The sequence below is a fragment of the Pseudomonas sp. Irchel s3a12 genome, from assembly GCF_900187485.1.
GTDB classification, from domain to species: Bacteria; Pseudomonadota; Gammaproteobacteria; order Pseudomonadales; family Pseudomonadaceae; genus Aquipseudomonas; species Aquipseudomonas neuropathica.
Map to the genome: position 1 here is coordinate 82481 of NZ_FYDN01000015.1, position 26102 is coordinate 108582.

At 60.3% G+C, this 26102-nt stretch carries 22 protein-coding genes; 13 read left to right on the plus strand and 9 right to left on the minus strand.

What is annotated here, in order from left to right; all coding sequences use genetic code 11:
- Nucleotides 1–20 precede the first annotated feature (20 nt).
- The 7 genes from CKW14_RS23600 to bioB all read right to left on the minus strand — a co-directional run bounded on the left by CKW14_RS23600 (nt 21) and on the right by bioB (nt 7101).
- Nucleotides 21–1826, minus strand: a complete 1806-nt coding sequence (locus CKW14_RS23600) for a phenylacyl-CoA dehydrogenase (RefSeq protein ID WP_095050295.1) — start codon at nt 1824–1826, stop codon at nt 21–23.
- 274 nt (nt 1827–2100) lie between these two features.
- Nucleotides 2101–2397 (minus strand): pyrroloquinoline quinone biosynthesis protein PqqE, encoded by a 297-nt coding sequence (locus tag CKW14_RS23605; protein WP_093429944.1) that lies wholly within the window; start codon nt 2395–2397, stop codon nt 2101–2103.
- A gap of 107 nt (nt 2398–2504) precedes the next feature.
- Nucleotides 2505–3185: a dethiobiotin synthase gene (gene bioD, locus CKW14_RS23610; protein WP_095050294.1), complete on the minus strand. Its 681-nt coding sequence runs from the start codon at nt 3183–3185 to the stop codon at nt 2505–2507.
- Entirely contained in the window at nt 3182–3991 is an 810-nt protein-coding gene (gene bioC / locus CKW14_RS23615) for a malonyl-ACP O-methyltransferase BioC (RefSeq protein ID WP_095126230.1), read from the minus strand. The genes bioD and bioC overlap by 4 nt, the downstream gene beginning before the upstream one ends.
- Nucleotides 3984–4715 (minus strand): alpha/beta fold hydrolase, encoded by a 732-nt coding sequence (locus tag CKW14_RS23620; protein WP_095050292.1) that lies wholly within the window; start codon nt 4713–4715, stop codon nt 3984–3986. Before CKW14_RS23620 ends, bioC begins: the two co-directional genes overlap by 8 nt.
- Complete coding sequence (bioF, locus tag CKW14_RS23625) at nt 4708–5886, minus strand: 8-amino-7-oxononanoate synthase (protein WP_095126246.1); 1179 nt, start codon at nt 5884–5886, stop codon at nt 4708–4710. The genes CKW14_RS23620 and bioF overlap by 8 nt, the downstream gene beginning before the upstream one ends.
- Nucleotides 5887–6045: 159 nt before the next feature.
- Nucleotides 6046–7101 (minus strand): biotin synthase BioB, encoded by a 1056-nt coding sequence (gene bioB / locus CKW14_RS23630; RefSeq protein WP_007910031.1) that lies wholly within the window; start codon nt 7099–7101, stop codon nt 6046–6048.
- 91 nt (nt 7102–7192) lie between these two features.
- Here bioB and CKW14_RS23635 point away from each other — a divergent pair, with 91 nt between their 5' ends.
- The 5 genes from CKW14_RS23635 to rarD all read left to right on the plus strand — a co-directional run bounded on the left by CKW14_RS23635 (nt 7193) and on the right by rarD (nt 13089).
- A complete protein-coding gene (locus tag CKW14_RS23635) occupies nt 7193–7927 on the plus strand; it encodes a ComF family protein (protein WP_095050291.1) in 735 nt (244 codons plus the stop codon).
- A gap of 186 nt (nt 7928–8113) precedes the next feature.
- Nucleotides 8114–8878 carry a TOBE domain-containing protein gene (locus CKW14_RS23640; RefSeq protein WP_095126231.1) on the plus strand — a complete coding sequence of 255 codons (765 nt, stop codon included), beginning with the start codon at nt 8114–8116 and terminating at the stop codon, nt 8876–8878.
- A 70-nt stretch (nt 8879–8948) separates the two neighbouring features.
- Nucleotides 8949–10850, plus strand: a complete 1902-nt coding sequence (locus CKW14_RS23645) for a PhoX family phosphatase (protein ID WP_093429938.1) — start codon at nt 8949–8951, stop codon at nt 10848–10850.
- Nucleotides 10851–11020: 170 nt separating this feature from the next.
- Entirely contained in the window at nt 11021–11995 is a 975-nt protein-coding gene (locus CKW14_RS23650) for a serine/threonine protein kinase (protein WP_093429937.1), read from the plus strand.
- 206 nt (nt 11996–12201) lie between these two features.
- Nucleotides 12202–13089, plus strand: a complete 888-nt coding sequence (gene rarD / locus CKW14_RS23655) for an EamA family transporter RarD (protein WP_093429936.1) — start codon at nt 12202–12204, stop codon at nt 13087–13089.
- 223 nt (nt 13090–13312) lie between these two features.
- Here the strand turns inward: rarD and CKW14_RS23660 are convergent, their stop codons facing one another.
- Nucleotides 13313–13831, minus strand: coding sequence for a glycine cleavage system protein R (locus CKW14_RS23660; protein WP_093429935.1), 519 nt, complete (start codon nt 13829–13831; stop codon nt 13313–13315).
- 453 nt (nt 13832–14284) lie between these two features.
- Here CKW14_RS23660 and CKW14_RS23665 point away from each other — a divergent pair, with 453 nt between their 5' ends.
- The gene (locus CKW14_RS23665; RefSeq protein ID WP_095050288.1) at nt 14285–16462 is read left to right on the plus strand and encodes a malate synthase G; all 2178 of its coding nucleotides are present in this window, start codon (nt 14285–14287) and stop codon (nt 16460–16462) included.
- Between the two features lie 399 nt (nt 16463–16861).
- Here the strand turns inward: CKW14_RS23665 and CKW14_RS23670 are convergent, their stop codons facing one another.
- Nucleotides 16862–17308, minus strand: coding sequence for a response regulator (locus CKW14_RS23670; RefSeq protein ID WP_095050287.1), 447 nt, complete (start codon nt 17306–17308; stop codon nt 16862–16864).
- Between the two features lie 259 nt (nt 17309–17567).
- Between CKW14_RS23670 and CKW14_RS23675 the strand changes: the two genes are divergently transcribed.
- From CKW14_RS23675 to CKW14_RS23705, 7 genes are all read left to right on the plus strand, one after another.
- Nucleotides 17568–19502, plus strand: coding sequence for a putative nucleotidyltransferase substrate binding domain-containing protein (locus CKW14_RS23675; protein ID WP_305883329.1), 1935 nt, complete (start codon nt 17568–17570; stop codon nt 19500–19502).
- Nucleotides 19499–20206, plus strand: coding sequence for a PolC-type DNA polymerase III (locus CKW14_RS23680; protein ID WP_095050285.1), 708 nt, complete (start codon nt 19499–19501; stop codon nt 20204–20206). The genes CKW14_RS23675 and CKW14_RS23680 overlap by 4 nt, the downstream gene beginning before the upstream one ends.
- 353 nt (nt 20207–20559) lie before the next feature.
- Nucleotides 20560–21036, plus strand: a complete 477-nt coding sequence (locus CKW14_RS23685; protein WP_256587280.1) for an RNA polymerase sigma factor — start codon at nt 20560–20562, stop codon at nt 21034–21036.
- Complete coding sequence (locus CKW14_RS23690; protein WP_095050284.1) at nt 21033–22007, plus strand: FecR domain-containing protein; 975 nt, start codon at nt 21033–21035, stop codon at nt 22005–22007. The genes CKW14_RS23685 and CKW14_RS23690 overlap by 4 nt, the downstream gene beginning before the upstream one ends.
- 234 nt (nt 22008–22241) lie before the next feature.
- Nucleotides 22242–24668 (plus strand): TonB-dependent siderophore receptor, encoded by a 2427-nt coding sequence (locus CKW14_RS23695; RefSeq protein ID WP_095126233.1) that lies wholly within the window; start codon nt 22242–22244, stop codon nt 24666–24668.
- A gap of 74 nt (nt 24669–24742) precedes the next feature.
- Complete coding sequence (locus tag CKW14_RS23700) at nt 24743–25873, plus strand: PepSY domain-containing protein (RefSeq protein WP_095126247.1); 1131 nt, start codon at nt 24743–24745, stop codon at nt 25871–25873.
- Entirely contained in the window at nt 25870–26049 is a 180-nt protein-coding gene (locus tag CKW14_RS23705) for a hypothetical protein (protein ID WP_095050282.1), read from the plus strand. The genes CKW14_RS23700 and CKW14_RS23705 overlap by 4 nt, the downstream gene beginning before the upstream one ends.
- The last annotated feature ends 53 nt before the right edge of the window (nt 26050–26102 follow it).

Consider the following 26102-nt stretch of genomic DNA (forward strand, 5'->3'; position numbering starts at 1 on the left):
TCAACAGACCGCGTTAATGCTTAGTAGCCCAGTGCGAAGTCTTCTTCTTTCATGTCCATCAGGTTGTTGGCGCCCGACAGCATGGTGGCCACATGCGTACGGGTACGCGGCAGGATGCGCTGGAAGTAGAAGCGCGCGGTTTGCAGCTTGGCCGTGTAGAACGCCGCGTCGCCGGTGCCTTCTGCCAGCTTTTCAGCTGCCAGACGCGCCATGTCGGCCCAGAAGTAAGCCAGGCAGGCATAACCGGAATACATCAGGTAGTCCACGGAAGCCGCGCCGACTTCTTCGCGATCTTTCATGGCAGCCATACCGACCTTCATGGTCAGCTCGCCCCATTCCTTGTTGATCGCGGCCAGCGGTGCGACGAACTCTGCAACGGCTTCGTTGCCTTCGTTGTTCTGGCAGAACTTGTGGACGATCTTGGTGAAGCCTTTCAGGGCCTCGCCTTGCGTCATCAGCACTTTACGGCCCAGCAGGTCGAGTGCCTGGATACCGGTGGTGCCTTCGTACAGCATCGAAATGCGGCTGTCGCGAACGTTCTGCTCCATGCCCCATTCGGCGATGAAGCCATGGCCGCCGTAGATCTGTACGCCGTGGTTGGCGGATTCAAAACCGACTTCGGTCATGAACGCCTTAGCGATCGGGGTCATGAAGGCCAGCAGTGCGTCGGCTTTCTTTTTCTCTTCTTCGTCGACGCCGTATTTGACGATGTCGACCTGTTTGGCAGTGAAGTACACCATCGCACGGTTGCCTTCGGCGAACGCCTTCATGGTCAACAGCATGCGGCGAACGTCAGGGTGCACGATGATCGGGTCAGCGGCTTTGTCCGGCGCTTTCGGGCCAGTCAGGGAGCGCATTTGCAGACGGTCGCGAGCGTATTTCAGGCCGCCCTGGAAACCGATTTCGGCGTGGGCCAGACCTTGCAGTGCGGTACCCAGACGTGCGGTGTTCATAAAGGTGAACATGCAGTTCAGGCCTTTGTTCGCCGGGCCGATCAGGTAACCGGTGGCGCCGTCGAAGTTCATCACGCAAGTGGCGTTGCCGTGGATGCCCATCTTGTGTTCCAGCGAACCGCAACTCACTGCGTTGCGTGCACCGACGGTGCCATCAGCATTGGGCAGGAACTTTGGAACGATGAACAGCGAGATGCCTTTGGTACCAGCCGGTGCGTCCGGCAGGCGGGCCAGCACGATGTGGACGATGTTATCGGCCATGTCGTGTTCACCGGCCGAGATGAAGATCTTGGTGCCAGAAACCTTATAGGAACCATCGGCCTGAGGTTCGGCCTTGGTGCGCAGCATGCCCAGGTCGGTGCCGCAGTGTGGTTCGGTCAGGCACATGGTGCCGGTCCATTCGCCGGAAACCAGTTTGGTCAGATAGGCTTCTTGCTGCTCAGGGGTGCCGTGCTCGGAGATGGTGTTCATCGCACCGTGCGACAGGCCTGGGTACATGCCCCACGACCAGTTGGCTTCGCCAACCATCTCGCTCACTGCCAAACCCAGCGATTCAGGCAAGCCCTGACCGCCGTGCTCAACGTCGTGAGCCAGGCTTGGCCAGCCGCCTTCGACGAATTGCTTGTAAGCCTCTTTGAAGCCGGTCGGGGTTTTCACGCCGGACTCGCTCCAGGTGCAACCTTCGAGGTCGCCCACGCGGTTCAGCGGTGCCAGTACCTGCTCACAAAACTTGGCGCCTTCTTCGAGAATGGCGTCAACCATGTCCGGAGTTGCGTCTGCGCAAGCCGGAAGGCTCTGATAGTGCGCTTCGTAGCCGAGCAGTTCGTCACGAACGAAGCGAATATCACGCAAGGGGGCCTTGTAGTCAGGCATAGCGATAAACCTCTGCTGATGTAACCGGGAATGAACGACCGTGTTGATTTGTTGTGACGGTCAAACAGTTGTTTGAAACATACGTTTACGCCGAAATCTTGTCAAGCATCGATCTTTTGCCGTTCGTCCCCGCATCTTTCAAACAGCGGACGCAGCAAACCGCCATGAGCTCGAACGAGTCATGGGCGCTGAAAAAAGATTAGTTGAGGGAGAAGGACTTACAACGAAAAACGCCGCGACAAAGCGCGGCGTTCAGGGTGTAGATGGTGAAAAATCAGGCGAAGGTGTCGATGATCGTACCGAGCATTTCGTCGGAAGCTTTGGCAACTTTTACGCCTAGCTCCACCTGAAATTTGCCCTGGGCCATTTGCACCATGTCGCTGCCCAGGTCCATTTGCTGGCTGCGATCAACGCCGCGCAGACGATCGACCTGCGCTTCCGAAGACTGGCTGGTGACCGAACGCTCAATGGTGTTGTTGGCAATCTGGCTGGCGGCCTGATCAACGCGGTTCTGCCCGCTTTGAATCGAGCTCAGACCTGCATAAAAAGCTGTGTTACCGGAGATTTCCATAACAGTTCTCATCCTTGGGAAGGATCAATGGCGCCATTGAACCAGAGGCGCCAGAAAAACACCCGTCAAAAACACTAATGGCACAGTGCCTGCCCATAGAGAAAAGCTTAGTCGAGCAGATCCAGTTGCAAATGATCCGCTACCGCTTCGGCACTCAAGCTCTTGAGTTTCGGCACGCGCCCAAGGCACGGCGCCGGAATTCTCTCGGCCAATGTGGCGAGGTTCTCCTCAAGCCGCGAAGTCTTCGGATCGATGATATTCGCCACCCACCCGGCCAATTGCAGCCCATCACGGGCAATCGCCTCGGCCGTCAGCAGGGCATGACTGATGCACCCCAGCCGCACACCCACCACCAGAATCACCGGCAGCTTCAACGCAATCGCCAGATCCGACAGATTGTCCTGATCCGCCAACGGCACCCGCCAGCCACCCGCGCCCTCGATCAAGGTGAAATCGGCGTTCATCGCCAGAATCTCGCGCATCGGCGCCAGCAACGATTGCACGGTCAACGCTACTCCGGCCTCACGCGCCGCCAGATGCGGAGCAATCGCAGGCTCGAACGCCACGGGATTGACCTGTTGATAAGTCAGCGGCAGCGAACATTCGGCCAACAGCGCCAACGCATCGGAATTGCGCAGCCCCTTGGGCGTCACTTCGCACCCGGACGCCACCGGTTTGCCCGCCGCTGTGCTCAGCCCGGCCGAACGCGCCGCGTGCAGCAACCCTGCGGCAACCGTGGTCTTGCCGACATCGGTGTCCGTTCCGGTGATGAAATAGGCTGCGCTCATACGGGTTTCTCCAACACGGCGTAGACCACCTGATAAGTCGCCGGCAATCCCGACGCTTCACGGAACTGCTCGTAAGCTTCCACCAGCCCGAGAATCCGCGCGCGCCCGGTCAAACCACCGGGCCGTCCGGGATTCAGATTGTGCGCACCCAAGGCCTTCAATTCATGGGTCAGGCTGCGCACATCGGGGTAATGCAGCACGTGAGGCTGATTCTCCAGGCTTAGCGTACGCAAGCCACTGGCCGTACACAGTTGCTCATAACGGGCGAACTCGCGGAAGCGGTTGACGTGCACCATCCCGTCGACCTGCCGCCAGCTGTCGCGCAACTCAAACAGCGTCCCGACACAAAGACTAGCAAACGCAAAAATCCCACCCGGTTTCAGTACGCGAAAGGCTTCGCTGAGCACTGCATCGAAATCCGCGCACCACTGCACCGCCAGGCTGGAAAAGATCAGGTCGCAAGTCGAGTCCTGCAACGGCAGACGCTCCGCATCGCCAGCAATGAAGTACTCAGCGCCGCCCAACGGCCGCGCGTGATCGAGCATGCCCTCGGCAATGTCCAGCGCCAGACCGTGCCCCTCGATAAAATGCGAGGCCAGTGCCCGGGTGAAATAGCCGGTGCCGCAGCCCAGATCCAGCCAGCGCGACGGTGAAAAATCCGCCGGCAAGCGTTGAAGCAATTGTGTACCCACATCACGTTGCAACTCGGCGACGCTGTCGTAACTGGCCGCCGCGCGGGAGAAAGAGGCCGCGACCTGACGCTTGTCAGGCAAGCCGCCAGGCAGCACAAGAGACAAATCAGTCATCACCGCACTCATGTAAAAAAGCCTGGATAGCGCCCGCCAGTCCGTGGGGGTCTTCCAGAAGGAACGCATGACAGGCCTGTTCGATCAGACCTATTTCGATGTCCGGCAACAGGACGAACAACGCCCCCGCCGCTTCCGCCGGAACGAGAGCGTCCTGTCCGGCGAACAGATGAAATTGCGGGCCGCGAAATGCTTGCAGTGCTTCGCGGGTGTCCAATTGCGCGAGCAATTCCAGGCCCGCCATCAACGCCGACGGCGCCGTGTGCGGTGCGCCGCCGAGCATCAACCGCGACAAGCCGCGCGCATCTTGTGCACCTTGAGCACAGAGCAGCGAAAAGCGTTTGAGGGTCAGCCGGGGATCGGCCTGGCAACCGGCGAGAAATGCATCGAAGGTCTCGCCCGGCATCGCGGTCGGCCACTGTTCATGGGCAACGAAGGAAGGGTTGCTCGCCAGAGTCAGTAAACCGCAGCAGCGCTCGCCACGGCGCGCCGCCAATTCGGACGCGAGCATGCCACCCAGCGACCAGCCACCGAGCCAGACGTCTTGTGGAATGCGTTCATCGAGTTCATCGAGCCAGTCTTGCAGGTCACTGGAATCCAGCTCCGGCAGCGGCTCGATTTCCACTTTCAGATGCTCGTCGAGCCCTTGCAAAGCGGCGGCCAGAGGCTCCATCGGCGACACACCGAGGCCCCAGCCGGGCAGCAGAATCAGGCGATTACGCATGGCTTGGCTCCGACGACAGTTGGGCAAAGCAATCGGCCAGTCCCTCTAACAATAGCTGCACCTGCGCCTCGCTGTGGGCGGCGGTCAGGGTCACGCGCAAGCGCGCGCTGCCGGCGGGCACGGTCGGTGGGCGGATGGCGGTAACCATCAGCCCGCGCTCGCGCAACATTTGCGACAACCGCACCGCGCGCCCGGCATCGCCGATCAAGATCGGCTGGATCGGCGTGAAGCTGTCCATCAACTCCAGGCCGATCTGCTCGGCGCCCTGGCGGAACTGGCGGATCAAGGTCTGCAGATGATCCCGGCGCCAGTGTTCAGTGCGTAGCAACTCCAGACTTTTCAGGGTCGCGCAAGCCAGCGCCGGGGGCTGGCTGGTGGTGTAAATGTACGGACGGGCGAACTGGATCAGGCTTTCGATCAGCTCTTCGCTGCCCGCGACGAAGGCGCCAGCGGTGCCGAAGGCTTTACCGAGGGTGCCGACCAGCACCGGCACGTCCTCCTGACTCAAACCGAAATGCTCGACGATGCCGCCACCGTTCGCACCCAGCGGCCCAAAACCGTGAGCGTCATCGACCATCAGCCACGCGCCTTTGGCCTTGGCTTCACGAGCCAATGCCGGCAGGTCAGCGAGATCGCCGTCCATGCTGAACACACCGTCGGTGACTACCAGCGTATTGCCGGTGGCTTTCTCAAGACGCTTGGCCAGGCTCACCGCGTCGTTGTGCAGATAACGATTGAAACGCGCGCCGGACAACAGACCCGCGTCCAGCAGCGAAGCGTGATTGAGGCGGTCTTCCAGCACCGTATCGCCCTGCCCGACCAGCGCCGTGACCGCGCCGATATTAGCCATGTAGCCGGTGGTAAAGAGCAATGCACGCGGTCGACCGGTGAGATCGGCCAGCGCTTCTTCCAGTGCGTGATGCGGGCCACTGTGGCCAATCACCAGATGCGAGGCACCGCCACCGACGCCCCAGCGTTCAGCACCGGCGCGCCAGGCTTCGATCACTTGCGGATGATTGGCCAAGCCCAGGTAATCGTTGTTGCAGAAGGCGAGCAACGGTTTGCCGTCGACCACCACTTCAGGCCCCTGCGGGGACTCAAGCAGCGGTCGCTGGCGATAGAGATTTTCGGCACGACGGGCAGCAAGGCGTGCGGCGAGATCGAAAGACATGCAGGCCTCGACTTTCAAGTGACACAGATCCCTTGTGGGAGCGAGCCTGCTCGCGAATAGGCCTTCACATCCAACATCAATGTCGACTGAGGCACCGCTTTCGCGAGCAGGCTCGTCCCACAAGGGGTTTTGCATTCCTTCAGAGGAATCCGCGCAGCTTTAAACCGCGGCGTTGTAGAACTGCTCGCTGCTCTTCTGCTCCACCAGCGCCTGTTCGATTGCGGCCTGGTGAACCTCATCGGAATGTTCTTCACGAGCTTCCGGCTGAATGCCCAGACGCGCGAACAACTGCATGTCCTTGTCCGCCTGCGGGTTGGCGGTGGTCAGCAGTTTGTCGCCGTAGAAAATCGAGTTGGCGCCGGCGAAGAAGGCCAGGGCCTGCATCTGCTCGTTCATCGCTTCGCGGCCGGCGGACAGGCGCACGTGGGATTGCGGCATGAGGATGCGGGCCACGGCGAGCATGCGGATGAAGTCGAACGGATCGACGTCTTCGGCGTTTTCCAGCGGGGTGCCGGCAACTTTCACCAACATGTTGATCGGCACCGATTCCGGATGCTCCGGCAGGTTGGCCAACTGGATCAGCAGATTGGCGCGGTCATCCAGCGACTCGCCCATGCCGAGAATGCCGCCGGAGCAGATCTTCATCCCCGATTCACGCACATAGGCCAGCGTTTGCAGACGTTCGCTGTAAGTACGGGTGGTGATGATGCTGCCGTAGAACTCGGGCGACGTGTCGAGGTTGTGGTTGTAGTAATCGAGCCCGGCCTTGGCCAGTGCCTCGGTCTGATCCTGATCGAGACGGCCGAGGGTCATGCAGGTTTCCAGGCCCATGGCCTTCACGCCTTCGACCATTTTCAGCACGTACGGCATGTCTTTGGCCGACGGATGTTTCCACGCCGCGCCCATGCAGAAACGTGTCGAACCGATGGCCTTGGCGCGTGCTGCCTCTTCGAGGACTTTCTGCACTTCCATCAACTTTTCTTTTTCAAGGCCGGTGTTGTAGTGACCGGACTGCGGGCAGTACTTGCAGTCTTCCGGGCAGGCGCCGGTCTTGATCGACAGCAGGGTCGACACCTGAACGCGGTTGGCGTTGAAATGTGCGCGGTGCACCGTTTGCGCCTGGAACAGCAAGTCGTTGAATGGCTGTACGAAGAGTGCTTTGACTTCGGCCAGAGACCAGTCGTGACGCAGGGTGGCAGTGGTGCTCGCGCTCATGGGTAGTTCCTTGGTTATGCTTGGCTGGCGGCTGCGGGAACGGAATACCCACAGGCGCGACACGGATGTTCGGCATATTTAAGGAAGAGTCATGCGCTGTCAACCACGATACGAAGGACAGGTTTACATCTGTTTAAATAATGTACAGAGCTGCTTGCTTTGCGATGAGCCGGCAGAAGCAGAAATGCCAATCTGTGTGGCCTGCGAAACTGATTTGCCGTGGCTCGGCGACCACTGCCAGACCTGCGCTCTGCCACTCTTCGCCGCCGGCCTGACCTGTGGCGAGTGCCTGCTAGAGCCGCCGGCATTCGAACAGGTGGTGGTGCCGTGGCGCTATGGCTTCCCGGTCGACAGTTTGATTACGCGTTTTAAACACAACGCAAAATGGCCGTTTGGTCACCTGCTCGCCGACGTTCTCGGGCAATACCTGCAACATCGCTTCGATGAGGGGTTGCCGAGGCCTGATGTGTTGTTGCCGGTGCCGCTGGCGAACAAACGCCTGCGTCAACGCGGGTTCAACCAGGCTGCGATGCTGGCGCGGTGGTTGAGTCAGTCACTGGATCTGCCGTGCGAAGAACGGGTTCTGCGGCGAATCAAGGATACCGACGCTCAGCAAAATCTCGATGCCAAGGCGCGTAAAGGTAATCTGCGCGATGCTTTCAGCCTGATACCCGACTCCGATGTGAAAGGCCGGCATCTGGCGTTGATCGATGATGTGCTGACTACGGGTGCCACTGCCCAGGCAATCGCCCGGTTACTGATGAACGCAGGCGCTGCGCGGGTCGATGTCTATTGCCTGGCCCGCACGCCAAAACCCGGCACCTGAGCCAGCACAATCCCTGTAGGAGTGAGCCTGCTCGCGATAGCGTCATCATTGCCAACATTTATGCTGACTGATCCACCGCAATCGCGAGCAGGCTCACTCCTACAAGGGATCTCGGCTCGACTTGACTCTCGCGTTGCGAGCGGCCAACTTCCTCCCCCACCGCCACAGCAAAAAAGCGCCCTATCCATGTCCATGCCTTCCCTGTTGTCCCAGCACATCGTCCGCCGTCCGCAGCGCATCGCCTTGCTGCAACATATCGCCGAACAGGGCTCGATCACCCGCGCGGCGAAAAGCGCAGGCCTGAGTTACAAAGCGGCGTGGGACGCCATTGATGAGCTGAACAACCTGGCGCAAAAACCATTGGTCGAGCGCGCCGTCGGTGGCAAGGGCGGCGGCGGCGCGAAACTCTCCAGCGAAGGCGAGCGCGTTTTGCGCCTGTACCAAAAACTGCAGGCCTTGCAGACCCAGGTGCTGGAGGCAGCGGAAGACGCCAGTGATCTGGATCTGCTCGGTCGTTTGATGCTCAGAACCAGCGCACGCAATCAGTTGCACGGCAAGGTCGTGGCGATCGAAGCGCAGGGCCGCAATGACCTGATCCGCCTCGAACTGGCCGAAGGCCTGTGCCTCGACGCGCAGATCACCCACGACAGCACCGTGCATCTGGAGCTGCAAGCCGGCACCGAAGTGGTGGCCCTGATCAAGGCCGGCTGGCTGGAATTGCTCAGCAACGAGCAGCCTGCAACGTTTGGTCACAATCTTCTCAACGGCACCATCGAAACGATCCTCGACGCCGAGGATGGCCCGAGCGAAGTGCGCATTGCCCTGCCCAACGGCCATACCCTCTGTGCCCTGGCGGAACCGCTGGACCTGCGCACTCGCGGGCTGGGCGTCGCACAACCGGTGCAGGTGCAGTTTTCGCCGTCCAATGTGCTGCTCGGCACGCCGCTGTAATCAGGCGCTGCAACGAAAGCGTCATCGACGCTCATTAAGGTGGCTGCCAAAACCATGCAGGGAGCCTGATGTGAGCCTATTAGAAGAAAACCAATCCACTGACCTGGAAAAAATGGTCGGCCTCAGCCGTCGCGGTTTCATCGGCGCCGGTGCGCTGTGCGGCGCGGCGATGTTCCTCGGCGGCAGCCTGTTGAGCCGCAGCGCGCTGGCCACTGGCGTCAGCGCCGGCAACAGTCGTCTGCTCGGTTTCGAGAGTATTCCGGCGGCAACCACCGACGTCATCACCCTGCCCAAAGGCTACAAGTCTTCGGTGCTGATCAGTTGGGGCCAGCCCCTGCAGAAGAACGGCCCGGCCTTCGACCCGAGCGGCAACGGCACCGCGGCCGCACAGGAAGTGCAATTCGGCGACAACAACGACGGCATGAGCCTGTTCGCCTTCCCCGACGACCGCAATCGCGCGTTGATGGCGATCAACAACGAATACACCAACTACCGCTACCTCTACCCGCACGGCGGCATGCCGCAATCGGCCGAAGACGTGCGTAAAGCACTGGCCTGCGAGGGCGTGTCGGTGATCGAGGTACAGCGCAAGAACGGCCAATGGCAGTTCGTTCAGGGCTCACGCTACAACCGCCGCATTCACGGCAACTCACCGCTGCGCATCAGCGGCCCGGCTGCCGGTCACGACTTGATGAAAACGGCAGCCGACAAACACGGCAAGAAAGTCCTCGGCACCTTCCAGAACTGCGCCAACGGCAAAACGCCGTGGGGCACTTACCTGACCTGCGAAGAAAACTTCACCGACTGTTTCGGCAGCAGCAATGCCCAGCAACAGTTCGACCCGGCGCAGAAGCGTTACGGCGTCTCGGTCGCCAGCCGCGAAATCAACTGGCACCCGTACGACCCGCGCTTCGACATGGCGAAAAACCCCAACGAACTCAACCGTCACGGCTGGGTGGTCGAGATCGATCCGTTCGACCCGCAATCGACCCCGGTCAAACGCACCGCGCTGGGCCGCTTCAAACATGAAAACGCCGCACTGGCCGAGACCGACGACGGTCGCGCCGTGGTGTACATGGGCGACGACGAGCGTGGCGAGTTCATCTACAAATTCGTCAGCCGCGACCGCATCAACCACCGCAACGCCAAGGCCAACCGCGACATCCTCGATCACGGCACCTTGTACGTGGCGAAATTCGACAACGGCGACAGCAACCCCGATCACCCGAAAGGCCAGGGCCAGTGGATCGAGCTGACCCACGGCAAAAACGGCATCGACGCCAGCAGCGGCTTTGCCGATCAGGCCGAAGTGCTGATCCATGCACGCCTCGCCGCCAGCGTGGTTGGTGCAACACGCATGGACCGCCCGGAATGGATCGTCGTCAGTCCGAAGGATGGCCAGGTCTATTGCACCCTGACCAACAACGCCAAGCGCGGCGAAGACGGGCAGCCGGTGGGCGGGCCGAACCCGCGCGAGAAAAACGTCTACGGGCAAATTCTGCGCTGGCGCACCGACCGTGACGATCACGCATCGAAGACGTTTGCCTGGGACCTGTTTGTAGTCGCCGGTAATCCGGGCGTGCATGCCGGGACGCCGAAGGGTGGCTCGAAGAACATCACCCCGCAGAACATGTTCAACAGCCCGGATGGCCTGGGTTTCGACAAGGCCGGTCGCCTGTGGATTCTCACTGATGGCGATTCGAGCAACGCCGGCGACTTTGCCGGGATGGGCAATAACCAGATGCTTTGCGCCGATCCCAAGACCGGTGAAATTCGCCGGTTCATGGTCGGGCCGATTGGTTGTGAGGTGACGGGGATCAGTTTCTCGCCGGATCAGAAAACCCTGTTTGTCGGGATTCAGCATCCGGGGGAGAACGGCGGGTCGACCTTCCCCGAGCATCTGCCGAATGGCAAGCCGCGGTCTTCGGTGATGGCGATCACTCGCGAGGATGGTGGAATCGTCGGCGCCTGACAGGCCCTCATCGCGAGCAGGCTCACTCCTACATTTGGAATGCGTGCGTTCCCCTGTAGGAGTGAGCCTGCTCGCGATAGCGTCAGCACAGACACCAACCACCTCCCCCGCTGCCATCTGCGCTACCATGCTGGGCCGGACGCGGCAGCCTGCTGCGCGCAGGAGTCAGCATGGCCCACCCGTTTGAAACCCTCACCCCAGACCTCGTGCTCGATGCCGTTGAAAGCATCGGTTTCCTGAGCGATGCGCGCATTCTCGCGCTCAACAGCTACGAAAACCGCGTCTATCAGGTCGGCATCGAAGACTCCGAACCGCTGATCGCCAAGTTCTACCGCCCGCAACGCTGGACCAACGAAGCCATCCTCGAAGAACATCAATTCACCTTCGAACTGGCCAACGTCGACATCCCGGTGGTAGCGCCGCTGATCCACAACGGCGAAACCCTGCACGAGCATGCCGGTTTCCGCTTCACCCTGTTCCCGCGTCGCGGCGGTCGTGCGCCGGAGCCGGGCAACCTTGATCAGCTGTATCGCCTCGGCCAGTTGCTCGGGCGCATCCACGCGGTCGGCGCGACCAAGCCGTTCGAACACCGTGAAGCCCTCGCCGTGCAGAACTTCGGCCATGCCTCGCTGAACACCTTGCTTGAAGGCAACTTCATTCCAAAAAGCCTGCTGCCGGCCTACGAGTCTGTCGCCCGCGACCTGCTCAAACGCGTGGAAGATGCCTACGCCAACACGCCGCACCAGAACATCCGCATGCACGGCGACTGCCACCCCGGCAACATGATGTGCCGCGACGAGATGTTCCACATCGTCGACCTCGACGACTGCCGCATGGGCCCGGCGGTGCAGGACATCTGGATGATGCTCGCCGGTGATCGTCAGGAATGCCTAGGGCAGTTGTCGGAACTGATGGACGGCTACAACGAGTTCCACGACTTCGATCCGCGAGAACTGGCGCTGATCGAGCCGCTGCGCGCCTTGCGCCTGATGCACTACAGCGCCTGGCTCGCGCGGCGCTGGGATGACCCGGCCTTCCCGCACAGTTTTCCGTGGTTTGGCACCGAGCGTTATTGGGGTGATCAGGTGCTGGCGCTGCGTGAGCAGCTATCCGCGCTGAATGAAGAGCCACTGAAACTCTTCTGATCACCACCTCCCCCTTGTAGGAGTGAGCCTGCTCGCGATAGAGCTTTGTCAGTCGACGTAAATGTTAAATGTCAGACCGCGATCGCGAGCAGGCTCACTCCTACATTTGTCCGGTGTTCACAATTTCCCGACCATTGCGCTACGGCACTCGTAGACAAATCTCCTTACAATCCCTCCTTTGTTAGCTGCCTAAGCAAGGATTCTGCATGCAAGCCGCCAACCCGCGTCGCGGGTACATTCTGGGCCTGAGCGCCTACATCATCTGGGGCCTGTTCCCGATCTACTTCAAAGCCATCGCCGAAGTGCCGGCCGTTGAAATCATCATCCATCGAGTGCTGTGGTCGGCGCTGTTTGGTGCGTTGTTGCTGATGGTGTGGAAACACCCGGGCTGGTTGCGCGAACTGCTCGACAACCCTAAACGTTTGGCGATTCTGGCCTTGAGCGGCACGTTGATCGCGGCCAACTGGCTGACCTACGTGTGGTCGGTGAATAACGGGCGCATGCTGGAAGCGAGCCTCGGTTACTACATCAACCCGTTGGTGAACGTGCTGTTGGGCATGTTGATTCTCGGCGAGCGCTTGCGGCGGATGCAGTGGCTCGCGGTCGGCCTGGCGGCGGTCGGTGTGGCGCAACAGGTGTGGCAGGTCGGCAGTCTGCCGTGGGTGTCGCTGGTGCTGGCGTTGACGTTCGGCTTCTACGGTCTGATCCGCAAACAGGCGCCGGTCAAGGCGTTGCCGGGACTGGTGGTGGAAACCTGGATGCTGGTACCGATCGCGATTGCCTGGCTGCTGTTCAATCAGACCGCGACCAGCGCCCAACCGGAGTTCTGGACCACCTCGCAAGCCTGGTGGCTGGTAGCGGCCGGCCCGGTGACATTGGTCCCGCTGGTGTGCTTCAACGCTGCCACGCGTCACTTGCCCTACACCACCATCGGCTTCTTGCAATACCTGGCGCCGACTTTGGTGCTGCTGCAAGCCGTGCTGCTGTTCGGTGAGCATCTATCGTCCAGCACACTGGTGGCGTTTATCTTCATTTGGGCCGGCCTGGCCGTTTACAGCGTCGATGCCGTGATCAGTTTACGCCGGCGCAGCTGATCAAAAAACGTACAAACCCTCACAGGCCACGGTTCTCGTGGCCTGCATCGTTCCTTCCCAAGGTTATCCACATCGTGATCCCCGCCGTTTGTGTGCAAGTCACTGAATGTTGGCGGTTTTTTGATCAGTTCCGCGCAAGCCCCGGCCGGCTTGGCGCTGCGCCCGGTCTCTACAGGTTATCCACAGGCAGGTGCACGTTAAAACTGGATAACCCGGTCAGCGCTTAACTGTCTGTGCGTAACACCAGTTCGACCATCAGATCATCAGCCAGGGTTTCCAGCCGCGACTGCAATACATCCAGCGACAGGGTTAGCGGTACCGCGAGAATCGCTTCGGCGTGGAACAGCGGTTCGCTGCTCATCGGTGCCGGACGCACTTCAGTCACCAGCCGCTCAAGGTTGACGCCCTGCTCGCTCAACAACCGAGTGATGTCGCGGACGATACCGGGCCGGTCATTGCCCACCAACTCCATGGCGATCGGCTTCCAGGTGCAGGATTGCTCGATGCCACTCTCGGCAATCAATACGCGAATGCCATGCGTCGACAATGCTTGTAAGGCATCGACTAATTCGTCGTAAGCCTCTGCCGGCACCCCGACCCGAAGAATCCCGGCGAACTGCCCGGCCATCCGCGACATGCGGCTTTCCAGCCAGTTACCGCCGTGTTCGGCAATGCATTGGGCGATGCGCTCGACCTGCCCGGGCTTGTCCGGGGCGAATACGGTGAGTACGAGATGGTCCATGGCGCAGCCCTCTTGTCATGACTTTTGTTGTAGAAGGGCAAGTATAGGCAAGGGACGGTCCGCCGCCTCAGACGCCCGAAACAACAAATCGTGTACAACTTTTTATATTTAGCTGGAACAATCCATCTGTTTTTTGAGAACATCCCGTTCCGCGATGTGACCGCAATGCGACATGAGGTCGCAGAACGACGTAATTAGTCTGATTTTCACAAGCGCAACTCATCATGTAGTATGCCGCAGCGCGCACTACATAACGCTGAATCGATGTCTGCCCAAAGCCTGTTCGCAACCCTGAAAGCCCCGTCAGCAAGGCCCCAAGCCGTTGATTGGTCCCAGCCCAGCCGCCAGCAATGGCATGTACTGGTCGGCAGGTTTGTGGTTTAAATGGCCAGAGGCTTCATTGTCAAATTGAAGAGCTGAAAAGCGAAATAGCTGAGCAGAGTGAGGCAAGCAATGACTGAACACGTTCAAGTCGGTGGCCTGCAGGTCGCCAAAGTCCTGTTCGACTTCGTGAACAACGAAGCCATTCCCGGTACCGGCCTCACCGCCGAAAAATTCTGGGAAGGTGCCGACAAGGTCATTCATGACCTGGCGCCGAAGAACAAAGCCCTACTCGCCAAACGCGATGACTTCCAGGCTCGTATTGACGCCTGGCATCAGGAACGCAACGGTCAGGCGCACGACGCCGTGGCCTACAAAGCCTTCCTGCAAGAAATCGGTTATCTGCTGCCAGAAGCGGCTGATTTCCAGGCAACGACACAAAACGTCGATGATGAAATCGCCCGTACCGCCGGCCCGCAACTTGTTGTGCCGGTGATGAACGCCCGCTTCGCTCTCAATGCCTCGAACGCCCGCTGGGGTTCGCTGTATGACGCCCTCTACGGCACCGACGCAATCAGCGAAGAAGGTGGCGCGGAAAAAGGCAAAGGCTACAACAAGGTGCGTGGCGACAAAGTCATCGCCTTCGCCCGTGCCTTCCTAGACGAAGCCGCGCCATTGGCTGCTGGCTCCCACGTCGATTCGACCGGCTACAAAATCGCCGACGGCAAACTGCTGGTCACCCTCAAGGGCGGCAGCAACAGTGGTCTGCGCGACGATGCACAACTGATTGGTTTCCAGGGCGACGCCAACGCGCCAATCGCGATCCTGCTGAAACACAACGGTCTGCATTTCGAAATCCAGGTCGACGCCACTACCCCGGTTGGCCAGACCGACCCGGCCGGCGTCAAAGACATCCTGATGGAAGCGGCGCTGACCACCATCATGGACTGCGAAGACTCCGTGGCCGCCGTCGATGCCGACGACAAAGTGGTGATCTACCGTAACTGGCTCGGCCTGATGAAGGGCGATCTTTCGGAAGAAGTCGCCAAGGGTGGTCAGACCTTCACCCGCACCATGAACCCGGATCGCACCTATACCGCGCCAAATGGCGGTGAAGTGACGTTGCACGGTCGTTCGCTGCTGTTCGTGCGCAACGTTGGCCACTTGATGACCATCGACGCGATCCTCGACAAAGACGGCAACGAAGTTCCGGAAGGCATCCTCGACGGTCTGGTGACTTGCCTGGCGGCGATGCACAACCTCAACGGCAATACCTCGCGTCGTAACACCCGCACCGGCTCGGTCTACATCGTTAAACCGAAGATGCACGGCCCGGAAGAAGCAGCGTTCACCAACGAGCTGTTCGGCCGCATCGAAGACGTGTTGGGCCTTACGCGCAACACCCTGAAAGTCGGGATCATGGACGAGGAGCGCCGCACCACGGTCAATCTCAAGGCCTGCATCAAAGCGGCCAGCGAGCGCGTGGTGTTCATTAACACCGGTTTCCTCGACCGCACTGGCGACGAAATCCACACCTCCATGGAAGCCGGCCCGGTGGTACGCAAGGCCGACATGAAGGCTGAGAAGTGGATCGGCGCTTACGAAAACTGGAACGTCGATATCGGTCTGAGCACCGGCCTGCAAGGTCGCGCGCAAATCGGTAAAGGCATGTGGGCGATGCCGGACCTGATGGCGGCGATGCTCGAACAGAAAATCGCGCACCCGTTGGCCGGTGCTAACACCGCTTGGGTGCCGTCGCCGACTGCTGCTGCGCTGCACGCGCTGCACTACCACAAGGTCGACGTGTTCGCCCGTCAGGCCGAACTGGCCAAACGTGCTCGCGCTTCGGTAGACGATATCCTGACCATTCCGCTGGCGGTCAACCCGAACTGGACGCCTGAGCAGATCAAGAACGAACTGGACAACAATTCCCAGGGCATTCTTGGTTATGTGGTGCGCTGGATCGACCAGGGCGTGGGTTGCTCGAAAGTGCCGGACATCAATGACGTCGGCCTGATGGAAGACCGTGCCACACTGCGTATCTCCAGCCAGCACATCGCCAACTGGCTGCGCCACGGTGTAGTCACCGAAGCGCAAGTGATGGAAAGCCTCAAGCGCATGGCGCCGGTGGTGGATCGTCAGAACGCCAACGACCCGCTGTACCGTCCGCTGGCACCCAACTTCGACAGCAACATCGCCTTCCAGGCGGCGGTCGAACTGGTGATCGAAGGCACCAAACAGCCGAACGGCTACACCGAGCCGGTGCTGCACCGTCGTCGTCGCGAGTTCAAGAAGGCCAACGGCCTGTAACTTGCGCTGAATGCCGGACATGAAAAAGCCCTGATCGAAAGATCAGGGCTTTTTTGTTTGTGCTGTGGATTGGATTTTTGTGGTGGGCTTGAGATCCATCCCCCCTCACCCCAGCCCTCTCCCCCAGGGGGGAGAGGGGGAAAGGGAGCAGATCTGTATGCTTTTCAAAATCTGAGCTCGACTCAGGAATTGCCAAGGGTAGAGGGGAAAGGGAGCCGATCTCTGTGCTTTTCAAAATCTGAGCTCGGCTCAGGAGTTGCCAAGGGTAGAAGGGAAAGGGAGCCGATCTTTGTGCTTTCAAAACCGGAGTTCGACTCGGGAATCTCAGGTCGGTGTACCTCAAACATTCACCGCGGTCAGTCCCCTCTCCCTCCGGGAGAGGGCTAGGGTGAGGGGCTCTTAGGGTTCAATCCCCAATTCATGTTTCACCAACTCCAACAACTTGCCCGTATCAATCGGCTTGAGCAGAAAATCCACCACGCTCAAATGCATCGCCGCGATCGCGTCTTTCACATCGGCATCGCCCGAGACAATGATGATCGGCATCGCCGCCCTTACCGACTCACGCACCTGGCGGATCAGCTCAAGGCCACCGACATGGCCCATGCGCAGATCGGTAATCACCAGCCCGATCGAAGGTTTTTCTTCGAGCATCTTCAGCGCCGTCTCGCCACTGGCTGCGGTCATGCAACGAATGCCATCCAACGCGAGAATCTCCGACAACAGCTCTCGGGCGTCCTTGTCGTCATCGACGATCAGTACACGCTGCGGCGGCAAATCGGGTTCGAGCATTACAGCGCTGAGCGCTTCACGCTCGGCGTCGCTCAAAATATCGTGGTCGGACATGGCGTTCTCTACGTTTTCAAATCAATCACCTGGCACAGTCGTCAGACATCGCTAAGCAGAGCTTCAATGTGCACTTCGTCGGATTTTTTTCCAAGAGGCTGGCGGGCGAATTTCCGACTGTTTTTGTAGGGCACTTCCCAAATGTGCCGAACGGCATGGCAAACCTAGACTTACGTCCAATGGGCACCCCGCCCGCAGGGGTCGACCATGGCCAGAACGATCCGACAACAACAATTCGAAAAAGACTGCGGTAATGGTTATGAGTAAAGCGGACGCCTTCACCCAGGCAGGGAAAACCGCGGTATTGCAGAACATTCAGGGCACCCTGCAATTCCTCCAGCGCTTCCCGCCCTTCAATCAGATGGAACACGCCCACCTGGCTTATCTGGTGGAGCAATGTCAGCTGCGTTTCTACGGCCAGGGCGAAAGCATCATCAAACCCGCCGACGGCCCGGTTGAACACTTCTATATCGTCAAGCAAGGTCGGGTGGTCGGCGAACGTCAGCACATCACCAAGCCCGGCACCGAGACCACGTTTGAAATCACCACCGGCGAATGTTTTCCGCTGGCCGCATTGCTCGGCGAACGCGCGACGCGCACCGAGCACCTTGCGGGCGAAGACACTTTCTGCCTGCAACTGAACAAACTGGCGTTCATCAAACTGTTCGCCCTCTCCAACGCCTTTCGCGATTTCGCCTTGCGCGGGGTAAGCAGTCTGCTCGATCAAGTCAATCAGCAAGTGCAGCAGAAAGCCGTGGAAACCCTCGGCACGCAGTACTCGCTGAACACCCGACTGGGCGAACTGGCGATGCGTCACCCGGTCACCTGCAGCCCCGACACGCCATTGCGTGAAGCGGTGAAGCTGATGCACGAGCAGCAGGTCGGCAGCATCGTTGCGGTGGATGCACACAAGGCGCCGCTGGGCATTTTCACCCTGCGTGATCTGCGTCATGTCGTGGCTGCGGGCGTCGGTGATTTCAGCGAGGCCATCGAGCGCCACATGACGCCTTCGCCCTTTTATCTTTCGCCGGATCACAGTGCGTTCGATGCGGCGATTGCCATGACCGAACGGCACATCGCGCATGTCTGTCTGGTCAAGGATCAGCGTTTGTGTGGCGTGGTCTCAGAACGTGATCTGTTTTCGCTACAACGGGTCGACCTGGTGCATCTAGCCCGGACGATTCGCAGCGCCCAACGCGTCGAACAGCTGGTCGGTCTGCGCGGTGAGATCGGCCAACTGGTCGAGCGCATGCTTGCTCATGGCGCGTCGTCGACGCAGATCACCCACATCATCACCTTGCTCAACGATCACACTGTGTGCCGGGTGATCGAGCTGACCCTCGCGGAAAAAGGCGATCCCGGCGTGCCGTTCAGTTGGCTGTGCTTCGGCAGCGAAGGCCGCCGCGAGCAAACGCTGCACACCGATCAGGACAACGGCATTCTGTTTGACGCCCGCGATGCTGCGCATGCAGCGGAGATTCGCGGCAAGCTGCTGCCAATTGCCCAGCAGATCAACCAGAGCCTGGCGCTGTGCGGCTTCACCCTGTGCAAGGGCAACATCATGGCCGGCAACCCCGAGCTGTGTCTGTCGCGGGCAGAATGGGCACGGCGCTTTGCAGCTTTTATTCGTGAGGCGACGCCGGAGAATCTGCTCGGGTCGAGCATTTATTTCGACCTGCGCGTGGTCTGGGGTGATGAACAAGGCTGTGAACAACTGCGCCGGGGCATTCTCGATCAGGTCGGCGACAACCGTTTGTTCCAGCGCATGATGGCCGAGAACGCCCTGCGCAATCGTCCACCGGTGGGGCGTTTCCGTGAGTTTGTGCTGGCACGCAAGAATGGCGAGAAAGCCACGCTGGACCTGAAGGTGCAGGGGCTGACGCCGTTCGTGGATGGCGCACGATTGCTCGCGCTGGCTAACGGTATCGACGCCAACAATACCCTCGAGCGCTTCCGTCAGTTGGTCGAGAAAGAAGTCATCGAGCGACTGGATGGCGCGGCGTATGAAGAGGCCTATCACTTCATACAGCAGACGCGCATGCAGCAGCATCAATTGCAGACGCGGGAGAACCTGCCCTATTCCAACCGCGTCGACCCGGACAGCCTCAATCATCTCGACCGGCGCATCCTGCGTGAATCCCTGCGCCAGGCCCAGCGCCTGCAAAGCAGCCTGACCTTGCGGTATCAGCTATGAGCCTGTTCTCGTGGCTGCGCCCGGCGAGTGCGGTGGTGCCGGTGGATTTTAAGCAGCGTCTGGCGCAGCTGCCGACGATTACCGAGTTGAGCGAATGCACACTGCGCGAACAACGTTGGGTAGTGCTGGATCTGGAAACCACCGGGCTGAATCTGAACAAGGACCGTGTGTTGTCGATTGGCGCGGTGGTGATCGAGGACGGCGCGATCGATTTCAGTCAGCAGTTCGAACGCACGCTGCAATGTCGCGAGCTGAAGCTCAGCCCCAGCGTGTTGATTCACGGGTTGGGGCCGAATGCGATTGCGGCGGGCAGTGAGCCGGCCGAGGCGTTGCTGGAACTCATGGAATTTATCGGCGACAGCCCGGTGTTGGCGTTTCATGCGCCGTTTGATCAGCACATGCTCGGGCGTGCGCTGAAGGAACATCTGGGGCACAAGTTGCAGCAGGTCTTTCTTGATGTCGCCGACATTGCACCGCTGGTGTGTCCGCAAGCGAATATTCGTGAGGCCGGGCTGGATGAGTGGATCGACTGGTTCAAGCTTGAGGTGTTCGAGCGGCATAACGCCAGTGCCGATGCGCTGGCCACTGCGGAGTTGGCGTTGATTCTGTTCAGCCGGGCGCGGGGGAAGCAGATTCATAGTCCGTTGAATTTGCAGCAGCGGCTGAGTCAGTGGAAGCGGCGGCAGCAGGCGCCTTCGTTCTGAAATTGAGTCAAGTCCAAGATCCATCCCCCTCACCCCAGCCCTCTCCCAGAGGGAGAGGGAGCCTACCGAGGTGTCTCGGGCTCTTCATCGACCTGAGAAATCGGGTCGATTATGGATTCCCTGAAGTTCGCTCAGGTCGGTGTACCTCCAGAATATCCCCCGATCGATCCCCTCTCCCCCCGGGAGAGGGCTAGGGTGAGGGTCTGCCTTTAAACGCTTACCTGACCAGTGGCCAATTGCTAACCATTCCCACCTCTGCCACAATCGCGAACAATTCGCGTTAGTTAATATTTCCCAATCGGTGATGTCCGGTGTCGTCAGTCCCAAGCCCTAACAGTGAGCTCGTCGGTGCGATGTATCGTGACCATCGCGGTTGGCTGCTGGCGTGGCTGCGGCGCAATGTGGCCTGCCCGCAGCGCGCCGAAGACCTGAGCCAGGACACCTTCGTCCGCCTGCTCGGTCGCGACGACATGCTGACACCCCGTGAGCCCCGCGCCTTTCTGGTGGCGATCGCCAAAGGTTTGCTGTTCGACTACTTCCGCCGTGCGGCGCTGGAACAGGCCTACCTCACCAAACTGATGCTGATCCCCGAAGGCGAACAACCGTCGGTGGAAGAACAGCAAATGATTCTCGAAGACCTCAAAGCCATCGACCGCTTGCTCGGCAAACTGTCGACCAAGGCCCGCGCCGCGTTCCTTTATAACCGCCTCGACGGCCTCAGCCATGCCGAGATCGCCGACAAGCTCGGCGTCTCGGTGCCGCGCGTTCGGCAATATCTGGCGCAAGGCATTCGGCAGTGCTACATCGCCCTGTACGGGGAACCGACATGAGTCCGGCCAGTTCCAGACCGGTGCCGGCGCATGTGCTGGACGCGGCGATTGCCTGGCAACTGACCCTCGACTCAAGCAGCCCGCTGGAGCGTGAGGAATTCGCCAAATGGCATGCGGCCCATGAAGAACACGCCCGCGCGTGGCGGCAACTGGGCATGCTCGATCAGCGCTTCAGCGTGGCCAAAGGTCCGGCCCGCAGTGCCTTGCTGCAGTCACGCGAAGGCATTCGCCGCCGGGTGCGCAGACTGGGCGGTGGGCTGGCCAGCGTTGTGGTGCTGGTCGGTGTGGGGCTGTTCGCCAGCGAACGCTTTCTGCCGCTGGATTACTGGCTCGCCGATCAACGCACCGCGACCGGTGAGCAGCGCACCGTGCGTCTGGCGGACGGCACTGTGTTGAATCTGAACACCCACAGTGCGGTGGATGTGCGGTTCGATGAGAAGCGCCGGTTGATCGTGTTGCAGGAAGGCGAAATTCTTGTCGAAACCGGGCATGGCGATGCGCGCCCTTTTATCGTCGAAACCCGCGAAGGCAGCATGCGCGCGCTGGGTACGCGGTTCCTGGTCAAGCGTGAAGAAGAAGGCACGCGCCTGAGTGTGTTGCAGTCGGCGGTCGCGGCGCACCCGCAATCCAACCCTGCAGAGCAAATCCTCCATGAAGGCCAGCAAGTGCTGCTGCGCAGTGATGGATTGGGTTCGATCGTCGCGCTCAACCCCGGCGCCGATGCCTGGACGCGCGGCATGTTGGTGGTCGATAACGCGCGGTTGGGCGATCTGGTGCACGAGCTCGGGCGTTATCGTCGCGGGCATCTGGGCGTGGCACCGGACGTGGCTGACCTGCGGATTACCGGTAGCTTCCCGCTGCATGACACCGATAAAGCCCTGAGCGCCCTGCTGCCGACCCTGCCGGTGCAGATCGAGCGGCATACGCCATATTGGGTCACAGTCGCTAAGGCCGAGCCCTCCTCCCCTTGACCTGATCGTTCCCACGCTCTGCGTGGGAATGCAGCTCGGGACGCTCTGCGTCCCTGCCGAAGCGGACGCAGAGCGTCCATTGAGGCATTCCCACGCGGAGCGTGGGAACGATCAAGCCCGCAGAAATGTGGCTGTTTCCAGTTAATCGAAATTATTTTCATCCTGCCCTATCACTTTCTGCTTTTCATCCGGCACACAGGCAATTGAGAAATATTTCCATTCAGGAGCCGCCGTATGTCCCGTTCGCTAGACACCTTGTTGCGCCCCGGTCTGCTGGCCGTCGCCATCGCGTTCAGCGCGCCGCTGATCAGCAGTCCGTTGCTCGCCGCTGAACAAGCGTCCAGCGTGCGCGCCTACAACCTGCCGGCGGCGCCACTGTCGACCACCCTGAACCAGATCGCCAGCCAGGGCAGCATTGCGCTGTCGCTGAGTCCGTCGCTGGCGGCAGGCAAAACCTCGGCACCGGTCAACGGCCAGTACGACGCGGCCGGTGCCTTGCGCGCGGCCCTGCGTGGCACCGGTCTGCAACTGGAACAAAGCAGCACCGGCACCTACACCCTTGTGGCGGTGCCTGAAGGGACGTTGGCCCTGCCGGAAACATCGGTTATCGGTGTGGAAAACTTCGAAAGCGCCTGGGGACCGGTCGACGGCTACACCGCCACCCGCACCGCCGCTGGCAGCAAGACCGACACCGCGCTGGTCGAAGCACCGCGTTCGATCTCCGTCGCTACCCGCCAGCAAATGGACGACCGCAGCGTGCACAGTCTCGACGACGCTGTGCGCTACATGCCGGGCATCACCGCCAGCAGCTACGGCAGCGACACCCGTGCCGACTGGCTGCGGGTGCGCGGTTTCGAACCGACCCAGTTCCTCGACGGCCTGCCACTGCCAAAAGGCGTGTACGCCAACCCGAAACAGGAAACCTGGAACCTCGACCGCCTCGCCCTGCTGCGTGGCCCGGCGTCGTCGGTGTACGGTCAGACCCCACCGGGCGGTTTGCTGGACATGGTCAGCCGTCGTCCAAGTGCTGAAGCCAGCAATGAAATTCAGCTGCAGTACGGCAGCGACAATCACCGTCAGATCAACTTCGCCAGCACCGGCAAGATCGATGACGCCGGCCAGTTCCTCTATGGTCTCAGCGGTGTGGTGCGCGACAGCGGCACGCAAGTCGATCACGTCGACAACAAGCGCTACAACATCGCGCCGAGCCTGACCTGGAACATCGACGACGACACCAAGCTCACCCTGCTGAGCCAGTTCACCCGCGACGATACCGGCATCACCAGTCAGTTCCTGCCGATTCAGGGCACCAAGATCAAGTCACCGTTCGGTGATATTTCCCACCACAAGAATCTGGGTGATCCGGACTGGGAATATTACGATCGCACCTACTACGCGCTGGGCTACGCCTTCGAACATCGTCTGAACGATGTCTGGCAGTTCAAGCAGAAGCTGCGCTACACCAAGTCGGACCTGTCGTTCCAGTCGCTGACGCCGGGTTCCTACCCGTTCACCGAAGTGGATGATCAAGGCAACGTCGGGCGCACCAGCACCAGCGTCGACGAAGACATCAGCCAGTTCGCCGTGGACAACAACTTCCAGGCTGACTTCGCCACCGGCGACATCCGCCACACCCTACTGCTGGGCCTGGATCATCAGCGCAGCAACACCAACTACACCTCGATCTTCGGCGACGGTTTGACCACCAACGTGATCACCCCGATCTACGGCCAGCCAATCGTACGTCCAGCGCGCTCCACGGCGTTTTACGATTACGACCAGAAAACCTACCAGACCGGCCTGTACATTCAGGACCAGATGGCCCTCGACCAGTGGCGCCTGACCCTCGGCGGCCGTGAAGACTGGGTGCACACCAGCACAAAGTTCATCAACAAGGGCGATGCCACCAACACCCAGCGTGACAAGGCCTTCAGCGGCAACGCAGCGCTCAGTTATGTCTTCGACAACGGTTTCGTGCCGTACCTGTCGTACGCCGAATCCTTCCAGCCGACCACGGGTGCCGACGCTACCTCGACGGGTTCGCTCAAACCGACCGAAGGCAAGCAGTGGGAACTGGGCATCAAGTACCAGCCACCGGGCAGTAAAACCCTGCTGACCGCCGCCGTGTACGACCTCACCCAAAAGAACGTCTCGGTCAACACCTTCGTCAACAACGTCTCGATCACCAGTCAGACCGGCGAAGTGAAAGTCAAAGGCCTCGAGCTGGAAGCGGTTTCCGACGTCACCGACAACCTGAAAGTCATCGCTGCCTACACCCTGGCCAAATCCGAAGTGCAGAATGGCGTCGACAAGGGCAATCGCCTGCAACTGATGCCGAACCAGCAAGCGTCGCTGTGGACCGATTACACCTGGCACGCCGGCGTCCTCGACGGCTTCGGCATTGGCGGTGGCGTGCGTTACACCGGCAACACCTACGGCGACAAGGCCAATACCTGGCTGGGCAAAGCGGACGCCTACACCGTGTTCGACGCAAGTGTGCATTACGACCTCGGCCGTCTGGACAACAGCCTCAAAGGCGCGTCGCTGGCACTCAACGCGACCAACCTGTTCGACAAGGAATACATTTCCACCTGCGACAGCTTCTACTGCTACTACGGCGACACACGCAGTGTCGTCGCCAGCGCCACTTACAAGTGGTAAGCGCTTGAGCTGAAACAGGCCCTGTGACCAGGCCGTCCTTCGTGGACGGCTTTGGTGTTTTTGAAGGTCATGAAATGAAAAGTAAAACAATTCGTCGCTGGTCGTTCATCCACACCTGGACCAGCCTGGTCTGCACCGTGTTTTTGCTGATGCTGGCACTGACCGGTTTGCCGCTGATCTTTCATCACGAGATCGAGCACCTGCTCGGCGACGCACCCGAAGTGCGCGAGCTGCCAGCCGATACGCCTCGATTGAATCTGGCGCAACTGGTCGAGGCCGCCGAAAAGCATCGCCCCGATGACGTCGTGCAGTACTTCGGCTTCGATGACGATGAGCCGAACGCCGTGCTGACGATCATGGCGAAAACCGCTGGCACCGAACCGAATTCCTCGCACACGTTCATGCTCGATGCGCGAACCGGGGAAGCGCTGGAAACGCCTTCGGCCAATGGCGGCTTGATGCTGTTCATCCTGCGACTGCATGTCGACATGTTCGCCGGGCTGCCGGGCAAATTACTGCTGGCGTTCATGGGGCTGCTGTTTGTCGTGGCCATCGTATCCGGGACGGTGCTGTACCTGCCGTTCATGCGCCGTTTGAAGTTCGGCACGGTGCGTCAGGACAAGTCGACACGGCTGCTCTGGCTCGACCTGCATAACCTGATCGGTGTTGTCACCCTGACCTGGGCGCTGGTTGTCGGCGTGACCGGTGTGATCAGCGCCTGCGCCGACCTGCTGATCGCTGCCTGGCGCAATGACGCACTGACTGCGCTGATCGAACCGTACCGCGGTGCGCCACCGCTGACCCACCTGGCGCCGGCCACGCGTTTGCTCGATATCGCTGCTGAAGTTGCGCCGGAGATGAAACCGGATTTCATTGCCTTCCCCGGCACACGCTTTTCCAGCGAACACCATTACTCGGTGTTCATGAAGGGCGGTACGCACCTGACCTCGCATCTGCTGACGCCGGTGCTGATCGATGCGACCACGCTGCAGGTCACCGCCGTGGCCGAACGGCCGTGGTACATGGACGCCATGGGCATGTCGCAGCCGCTGCACTTTGGTGACTATGGCGGCATGCCGATGAAAATCCTCTGGGCCACTCTGGATGTGCTGACGATCATTGTGCTCGGCAGTGGCGTGTATTTGTGGGTGGTGCGGCGCAGAGCGGCCAGGCCTGTGCTGGAAACGGCGGAGGCCTCTGCATGAAGCCGCGTCAGTCGAGTTTCTGGAAAGTGTTCAGCACGCCGATCGTGATTGCGTTGCTCAGTGCGGCGGGGTTGTTTGCGGCGTTGCTGGGGGATGGGATTTGGGATGCATTGAGCTGGGTCGGACTGGGTGTTCCGGCCTTTCTGGCGATCAGGGGATTGTTGCTGCGCAGGTAGTTTTTGTGCTGTCGGTGATGGCCTCATCGCTGGCAAGCCAGCTCCCACAAGGA

What these genes read in the sequence shown, in the direction of transcription:
- CKW14_RS23600 (WP_095050295.1), bottom strand. Translation starts at nt 1,826, where the DNA reads ATGCCTGACTACAAGGCCCCCTTGCGTGATATTCGCTTCGTTCGTGAC.
- CKW14_RS23605 (WP_093429944.1), bottom strand. Translation starts at nt 2,397, where the DNA reads ATGGAAATCTCCGGTAACACAGCTTTTTATGCAGGTCTGAGCTCGATT.
- bioD (WP_095050294.1), bottom strand. Translation starts at nt 3,185, where the DNA reads ATGAGCGCAGCCTATTTCATCACCGGAACGGACACCGATGTCGGCAAG.
- bioC (WP_095126230.1), bottom strand. Translation starts at nt 3,991, where the DNA reads ATGACTGATTTGTCTCTTGTGCTGCCTGGCGGCTTGCCTGACAAGCGT.
- CKW14_RS23620 (WP_095050292.1), bottom strand. Translation starts at nt 4,715, where the DNA reads ATGCGTAATCGCCTGATTCTGCTGCCCGGCTGGGGCCTCGGTGTGTCG.
- bioF (WP_095126246.1), bottom strand. Translation starts at nt 5,886, where the DNA reads ATGTCTTTCGATCTCGCCGCACGCCTTGCTGCCCGTCGTGCCGAAAAT.
- bioB (WP_007910031.1), bottom strand. Translation starts at nt 7,101, where the DNA reads ATGAGCGCGAGCACCACTGCCACCCTGCGTCACGACTGGTCTCTGGCC.
- CKW14_RS23635 (WP_095050291.1), top strand. Translation starts at nt 7,193, where the DNA reads ATGCGCTGTCAACCACGATACGAAGGACAGGTTTACATCTGTTTAAAT.
- CKW14_RS23640 (WP_095126231.1), top strand. Translation starts at nt 8,114, where the DNA reads ATGTCCATGCCTTCCCTGTTGTCCCAGCACATCGTCCGCCGTCCGCAG.
- CKW14_RS23650 (WP_093429937.1), top strand. Translation starts at nt 11,021, where the DNA reads ATGGCCCACCCGTTTGAAACCCTCACCCCAGACCTCGTGCTCGATGCC.
- rarD (WP_093429936.1), top strand. Translation starts at nt 12,202, where the DNA reads ATGCAAGCCGCCAACCCGCGTCGCGGGTACATTCTGGGCCTGAGCGCC.
- CKW14_RS23660 (WP_093429935.1), bottom strand. Translation starts at nt 13,831, where the DNA reads ATGGACCATCTCGTACTCACCGTATTCGCCCCGGACAAGCCCGGGCAG.
- CKW14_RS23665 (WP_095050288.1), top strand. Translation starts at nt 14,285, where the DNA reads ATGACTGAACACGTTCAAGTCGGTGGCCTGCAGGTCGCCAAAGTCCTG.
- CKW14_RS23670 (WP_095050287.1), bottom strand. Translation starts at nt 17,308, where the DNA reads ATGTCCGACCACGATATTTTGAGCGACGCCGAGCGTGAAGCGCTCAGC.
- CKW14_RS23675 (WP_305883329.1), top strand. Translation starts at nt 17,568, where the DNA reads ATGAGTAAAGCGGACGCCTTCACCCAGGCAGGGAAAACCGCGGTATTG.
- CKW14_RS23680 (WP_095050285.1), top strand. Translation starts at nt 19,499, where the DNA reads ATGAGCCTGTTCTCGTGGCTGCGCCCGGCGAGTGCGGTGGTGCCGGTG.
- CKW14_RS23685 (WP_256587280.1), top strand. Translation starts at nt 20,560, where the DNA reads ATGTATCGTGACCATCGCGGTTGGCTGCTGGCGTGGCTGCGGCGCAAT.
- CKW14_RS23690 (WP_095050284.1), top strand. Translation starts at nt 21,033, where the DNA reads ATGAGTCCGGCCAGTTCCAGACCGGTGCCGGCGCATGTGCTGGACGCG.
- CKW14_RS23695 (WP_095126233.1), top strand. Translation starts at nt 22,242, where the DNA reads ATGTCCCGTTCGCTAGACACCTTGTTGCGCCCCGGTCTGCTGGCCGTC.
- CKW14_RS23700 (WP_095126247.1), top strand. Translation starts at nt 24,743, where the DNA reads ATGAAAAGTAAAACAATTCGTCGCTGGTCGTTCATCCACACCTGGACC.
- CKW14_RS23705 (WP_095050282.1), top strand. Translation starts at nt 25,870, where the DNA reads ATGAAGCCGCGTCAGTCGAGTTTCTGGAAAGTGTTCAGCACGCCGATC.